The 5,703-nt window shown below is 71.9% G+C and carries 5 protein-coding genes; 4 read left to right on the forward strand and 1 reads right to left on the reverse strand.

The window, feature by feature from the left end:
* On the reverse strand, positions 1-971 hold a 971-nt coding region (locus H5J26_RS27665), incomplete at its 3' end, for an MFS transporter (RefSeq protein WP_235981191.1).
* Between the two features lie 231 nt (positions 972-1,202).
* Here H5J26_RS27665 and H5J26_RS27670 point away from each other — a divergent pair.
* The 4 genes from H5J26_RS27670 to H5J26_RS31720 all read left to right on the forward strand — a co-directional run bounded on the left by H5J26_RS27670 (position 1,203) and on the right by H5J26_RS31720 (position 5,585).
* Positions 1,203-2,318, forward strand: a complete 1,116-nt coding sequence (locus tag H5J26_RS27670) for a ketoacyl-ACP synthase III family protein (protein WP_309238093.1) — start codon at positions 1,203-1,205, stop codon at positions 2,316-2,318.
* Entirely contained in the window at positions 2,315-3,877 is a 1,563-nt protein-coding gene (locus tag H5J26_RS27675; protein WP_181768702.1) for a class I adenylate-forming enzyme family protein, read from the forward strand. Before H5J26_RS27670 ends, H5J26_RS27675 begins: the two co-directional genes overlap by 4 nt.
* A 119-nt stretch (positions 3,878-3,996) precedes the next feature.
* On the forward strand, positions 3,997-5,319 hold the full coding sequence (locus H5J26_RS27680; protein ID WP_419183859.1) for a type III PLP-dependent enzyme: 1,323 nt from the start codon (positions 3,997-3,999) through the stop codon (positions 5,317-5,319).
* Positions 5,316-5,585, forward strand: a complete 270-nt coding sequence (locus tag H5J26_RS31720) for an acyl carrier protein (protein ID WP_235981193.1) — start codon at positions 5,316-5,318, stop codon at positions 5,583-5,585. Before H5J26_RS27680 ends, H5J26_RS31720 begins: the two co-directional genes overlap by 4 nt.
* Positions 5,586-5,703 lie beyond the last annotated feature (118 nt).

Below are 5,703 nucleotides of genomic sequence, written 5' to 3' on the forward strand. Positions count from 1 at the left end.
CCGCATGGCCGTCGTTCCGCTCGACCCGTCCCCGGTGCGCGGCAGCCACGGCCGGCCGTCAACGGGCTGTAGCCCAGGGCGAACTGAAGATGCTGGGTGAGTACGAAGAGGGTGCCCGCCAGCCCCAGGAAGAGCAGCATGCTGCCCGCGCTCGCGCCGAGGAAGGCCGGGGTGCGCAGCAGCTCGAAGTTCACCATCGGAGCGGGGTGGCGGCGCTCCCACGCGAGGAAGCCCGCGCCGAAGAGGAGGGAGGCGGTCAGCGACCCGAGGACCGCGAGCGAGGTCCAGCCCTCACCCGCCGCGTGGATCACGCCGAAGACCAGAGTCGTCATCGTCGCCGACCCCAGCAGGGCCCCCACCGGGTCCGACGGGCGCGGCACCCTCTCGGCGGACTCCGGGAGCAGCCACATGCCGGCGAGCACCACCACGATCACCGGCGGCAGGTTCACCAGGAAGACCGCTCCCCACCAGAAGCGGTCGACCAGCGCACCGCCCACGATGGGCCCGGCAGCCACGCCCAGAGCGGAGCAGCTGCCCCATACGGCGATGGCACGGGGGCGCTCCCGTGCGGGGAAGACGTCGACCAGGATGGCGAGGGTGCCCGGCATGACGAAAGCGGCGGCCAGCCCCATCACGCCGCGCGCCACGATGAGTTGACCCGGCCCCTGTGCCGTGAGCGCCACGAGGGAGCCCACGCCGAATCCGGCTGCGCCCAGAAGCGTCGCCCGCTTGCGCCCGTACCGGTCGGAGAGCGTCCCGGCCGTGAGCAGGGCCGCGGCGAAGACCACCGCGTAGCCGTCGACGATCCACTGGGTCAGGCCGATGCCCGCGTCCAGGTCCCGCATGATCTTGGGGACCGCCACGTTCAGCAGGCCGTTGTTCAGGATGATCACGAACAGCGCGAGGGAGAGTACCCCGAGCATCCACCAGCGCCGCGGATCCGCGCTCTCGGCCGTACTCGTTGTCGGCATCGCAGGGTCCCTCCGTCGCTCGCGCTGCACCGTGATGCTGGAGCACGGTCCTGAAGTCACGCTTGCGGCAGACGACTTGGGCTGCTGAGGGGCCGTCCGTACCGGCTCCGGTTCCACGCCCACTTCCTGCGGCGCCGTCTTCCACCAGCCACCCCCGCGAGACCGCGGCCTTTAGCCGGGCCAAAGCTGCGGGCCCGAACATCCCGGCAGGCGGTTCACAGGTGCGGTCAAGTGCCCGGCACACCCGGCACGCACGTACCGGCGGACGAAGCCACCGACGATGGGAGGATCATGCGCTGGGAAGGCGTTTACGTGGCGGGCACCGGGAGCTGGCTTCCCGAGCCGGTCCCGGCCGAGTCCGCCGTGCAGGACGGCCGTTACGACCCGGAACAGGCCGCCGCCGACGATCTGGTGTCGGTCCGGGTGGCGAGCGAGGAGACGGCCCCGCCCGACATGGCCGTCGAGGCAGCCGTCACCGCACTCAAGCGTTCCGGCCTGGACGCACACGACGTCGAGCTGCTGGTGCACACCGGCATCTGGTTCCAGGGCGTGGAGATGTGGCCCGCGGCTTCGTACGTCGCCGGGCACGCACTTGGCCGGCATGTGCCTGCCTTCGGCATGCGGCAGGAGTGCAACGCCTCCCTCGGCGCGCTCGAAGTCGCCGCCAGGCACGTGCAGTCCGGGCCGCCGACCGCGGCCGCGATGGTCACCACCGCGGACCGCTTCGGCGAACCGATGATCCAGCGCTGGAGCAGTGAGCCGGGCTTCGTCTACGGCGACGGCGCCACGGCGATGCTGCTGTCGCGGCGCGGCGGCTTCGCGAGGCTCCTGTCCACGGTGACCGGGGCGGACAACTCGCTGGAGGCGGTCGTACGAGGCGAGGGGTTCGCCCCCCGCCCCACGAACGAGCCGCTCGATCTCGCGGGCCGCGTCGAGCACTTCATCAGGACCAGCAGCGGCGGCTTCCGCATGGCGACCGAGCGGGTCTCCGCAGTCGTACGCGAAGTCGTGGCCACCGTGCTTACCGAGGCCGGCACCGACCTCAACGGAATCGCGCGCGTCGTGGTGCCCGCCAGCGGCCGGTCCCGGATGGACTGGCAGGTGCGGCAGATGCTCGGCATCGACATGGCCAAGTCCACCTGGGACTTCGCCCGTCAGGCCGGTCACCTCGGCGCCGGCGACCAGTTCGCAGGCTTCGACCACCTCGTGGAGACCGGCCAGGTCCGCAAGGGCGACAAGGTCCTGCTCGTGGGCGGCGGTTCGGGCTTCAGCTGCACCTGCGCGGTGGTCCAGATGACCGAAGAGCCCGAGTGGGCGCAGACCGACGTGCGTGCGGAGGCATCATGAACACAGCGCGGACCGACGGCCCCGCGAGCGCCGCCCCCCTGGTGGAGAACGCCGCGCAGGCGATCCTGGCCCCCGCGGTGGCGCACAACCCCGACGGCCCCGCCGTACGCGACCGGGCCGGCGTGTGGACGTACGCCGAACTCGACGCTGCGTCACGGGCGTTCGAGGGGGAGCTTCGACGGCTCGGAGTGAAGCCCGGGGACCGCGTGCTCGTACGGGCGGGCAGCGTCAGGGAGTTCACGGCCATGCTCTACGGCACGTGGCGGCTCGGAGCCGTGTTCGTGCCGATCAGCTTCGCCATGCGCACCTTCCATCTGCGTTCAGTGATCGCCGACTCCGAGCCCGCGCTGATCGTGGCGACCGCCGCGGAGCGGGACGGTGTCGAAGGCTTCCCCTGGCCCGGCGGCGTACCCGTGAGGGTCCTGGAAGACCTGGACTTCACCGCGACGGAGCTCGCGGACAGCGACGCACCGGCTGCCGCGCCCGTGCCCGCGGACCGGCTGGCCCTGCTGATCTACACCTCCGGCAGCACCGCGGCACCCAAGGGAGTCGCCTGCCCGCACGCCCCCGTGGTCTTCGCCGCCCGCGCCATCGCCGACCGCCTCGAGTACCAGCCGGACGACGTCGTGCTCACGGCCGTGCCGCTCTCCTTCGACTACGGCCTGTACCAGGTCCTGCTCTGCGCGCTCGCCCGCGCCGAACTGCTGCTGTCCGACGCGGACGGGCACGCCCGTCTCCTCGGCTACGCCCGCGACCACGGCGCCACCGTGCTCCCGCTGGTGCCCTCGCTGGGCGAGGTCCTGGTGCGGCTCGCCGCGCGCGACCCGCGGCCGACGCGTCTGCGGCTGTTCACCAACACCGGCGCAGCCCTCAACGCGCCGCTCATCGCGGCACTCCGGGAGAGCTTTCCCGGCGCGAAGGTGGCACCGATGTTCGGCACCACGGAGTGCAAACGCATCACCGTGCTGGAACCGGACGGCGACCTGGAGCGCCCGGGCTCCGTCGGGCCCGCGCTGCCGGGCACCGAGGTGCTGATCCTCGACGAGGACGGGCAGGCCCTTCCGGCGGGCGACGTCGGCGAGATCGCCGTACGCGGCCCGCACGTGATGGCCGGGTACTGGCGTGCGCCGGAGGTGACGGCGCAGCGATTCCGTACCGGCGCGGACGGCACGGTCACCCTCCACACGGGCGACTACGGCTGGCTCGACGCCGACGGGCACCTCTACTTCCAGGGGCGGAGGGACGACCTGTTCAAGCGGCGCGGACTGCGCATGAGCGCCATCGAGATCGAAGCCGCGACCCTCGACGTCACCGGCGTGCGCGAGGCGGCGCTGCTCGTGCCGGAAGCGGGCCGCGACATGGTCCTCTTCGTCGTCGGCGACGCGCTGACGCCCGAGGACGTGCTGCTCCAGCTCGCCGACCGCCTTGAGCAGGCGAAGGTGCCGGAGATCTGCCACATGCTGCAGGCCCTGCCCCTCACGCCCAACGGCAAGACGGACCGCAAACGCCTCAAGGCGCTTCTCGACGGGGAGTTCAAGGAGGCCGTTCGTGAGGGTTGAGCAGACCGTTGAGCAGACCATGCGCGTTCGGGGGCGGGGCCGCAAACGCCTCAAGGCGCTTCTCGACGGGGACTTCAAGGAGGCCGTTCATGAGCGCTGAGCAGACCGTTGAGCAGACCATGCGTACCCCGGGACGGGGCGGGCGACTGGCGGAACTCGTCGAGAGCTACGGCAGCCCGCTCTACGTATACGACCTGTCCAGAGTGCGGAAGGCGTACGAGGATCTGCGCACCGCGCTGCCCGACCCCTCCCGCATCTACTACTCGCTCAAGGCCAACCCGCATCCCGACCTCGTGGCCGAACTGCGCCGCTGCGGCGCCCGCGCGGAGGTCACCTCCAAGGGCGAGCTCGCATCGGCACTGGAAGCCGGATGCCGGGCCCGTGAACTCCTCTACTCGGGTCCGGGCAAGACGCCCGGCGAGCTGGACGAGGCCATCGCCCGGGGAGTGCGCTCGTACTCCGCGGAGTCTTTCGGCGACCTGGAACGCATCGGCGAAGCGGCCACCGCCCGCGGCGTCTGGGCGGACTGCGTGCTGCGCATCAACGCCGCCGGGGCGCCGGGGAGCGCCGGCCTGCGGATGACCGGCAGCGCATCGCAGTTCGGATTCGACCTGGACGCACTGCTGGGGGCGCCCGAGCGTCTGAAGGTGCACGGAGCACGCGTCGTCGGGCTGCACTTCTTCCCGCTGACCAACGCGCGCGACGAGGAGAGCCTGCGCGCAGAGCTGGTGCAGAGCATCGCCACCGCGGCCGAACTGCGCTCCGCGCTGGGCATCGAACTGCGCCTGGTCGACCTCGGAGGCGGCTTCGCCGCACCGTACGCCGTGCCGGGGGAGCGGCCCGGTTACGCGGGGCTGCGGGACGCGGTCAGCGAGGCCCTCGACGACCACCTCCCGGGCTGGCGCGAGGGCGCCCCCGTGGTCGCCTTCGAGTCCGGGCGCCATCTGGTCGGCGACAGCGGCGAGTTGGTGTGCACCGTCACCGACGTCAAGGACAGCAGGGGCACTTCGTACGCGGTCCTCGACTCGGGCATCAACCACCTGGGCGGGCTCTCGGGGCTGGGGCGGCTGCTGCCGATGTCCGCGCGGCCCCTGGAGACGGACAGCCCGCACGCCGCTTCCGGTGAGGAGGCGCAGGACTCGCAACGCTCGCAGGACGCAGTGGCCTCCCGCGCCACGCTCGCGGGACCGCTGTGCACCCCGGCGGACGTGCTGGGGCGCGGGGTCGAACTGCCCGGCCTCCAAGCGGGACAGCTCATTTCCTTCCCCAACGTGGGCGCCTACGGGCTGACGGCCAGTCTGCTCGGTTTCCTCGGGCATCCCGCCCCCGTCGAGGTCGTCACGGACGGCGGCGAAGTCATCACCGCCACCCGCCTCGCACTGCACAGACAGTCGGCCGGAACCCCGGCCGAAGCACCGACCGCCGCCAAGGAGTTGCAATGACCACCGATCAGTGGGACGCGTCGTACGAGGAGCTGCTGCGGGGCGCGCTGCCCCGGCTCGCGGAGAAGGAGACCGTCTCACCCGACACCAGTCTGAAGGCCGTCGGGCTGGACTCCCTCGCCATGGTCGAGGTCCTCGCCCTGGTCGAGAACGAGTACGGAATCACCATCCCCGACGACGAGTTGGTGGCCGGCGTCTTCGACACGCCCGGCACCCTGTGGACGCTCGTCTCCGCGTTGCGGGAGCAGCGCACGGCGGGCGCCTGAAAGGGGCCCGCTCCGCGCGGGCCCCGCACGCGGCCACCTCCCGAGGCGCCCCACGGGTCGAGGCTGCGCCGACCGAGCGCGCATTGGTAGCCGGCGCCGAGGTGCTCATCCCGATCGG

Origin of the sequence: Streptomyces albidus (ex Kaewkla and Franco 2022) (assembly GCF_013870515.1) — a bacterium.
In the GTDB taxonomy this organism is placed as follows: Bacteria; Actinomycetota; Actinomycetes; order Streptomycetales; family Streptomycetaceae; genus Streptomyces; species Streptomyces albidus.

What these genes read in the sequence shown, in the direction of transcription:
- H5J26_RS31720 (WP_235981193.1), top strand. Translation starts at nt 5,316, where the DNA reads ATGACCACCGATCAGTGGGACGCGTCGTACGAGGAGCTGCTGCGGGGC.
- H5J26_RS27680 (WP_419183859.1), top strand. Translation starts at nt 3,997, where the DNA reads ATGCGTACCCCGGGACGGGGCGGGCGACTGGCGGAACTCGTCGAGAGC.
- H5J26_RS27675 (WP_181768702.1), top strand. Translation starts at nt 2,315, where the DNA reads ATGAACACAGCGCGGACCGACGGCCCCGCGAGCGCCGCCCCCCTGGTG.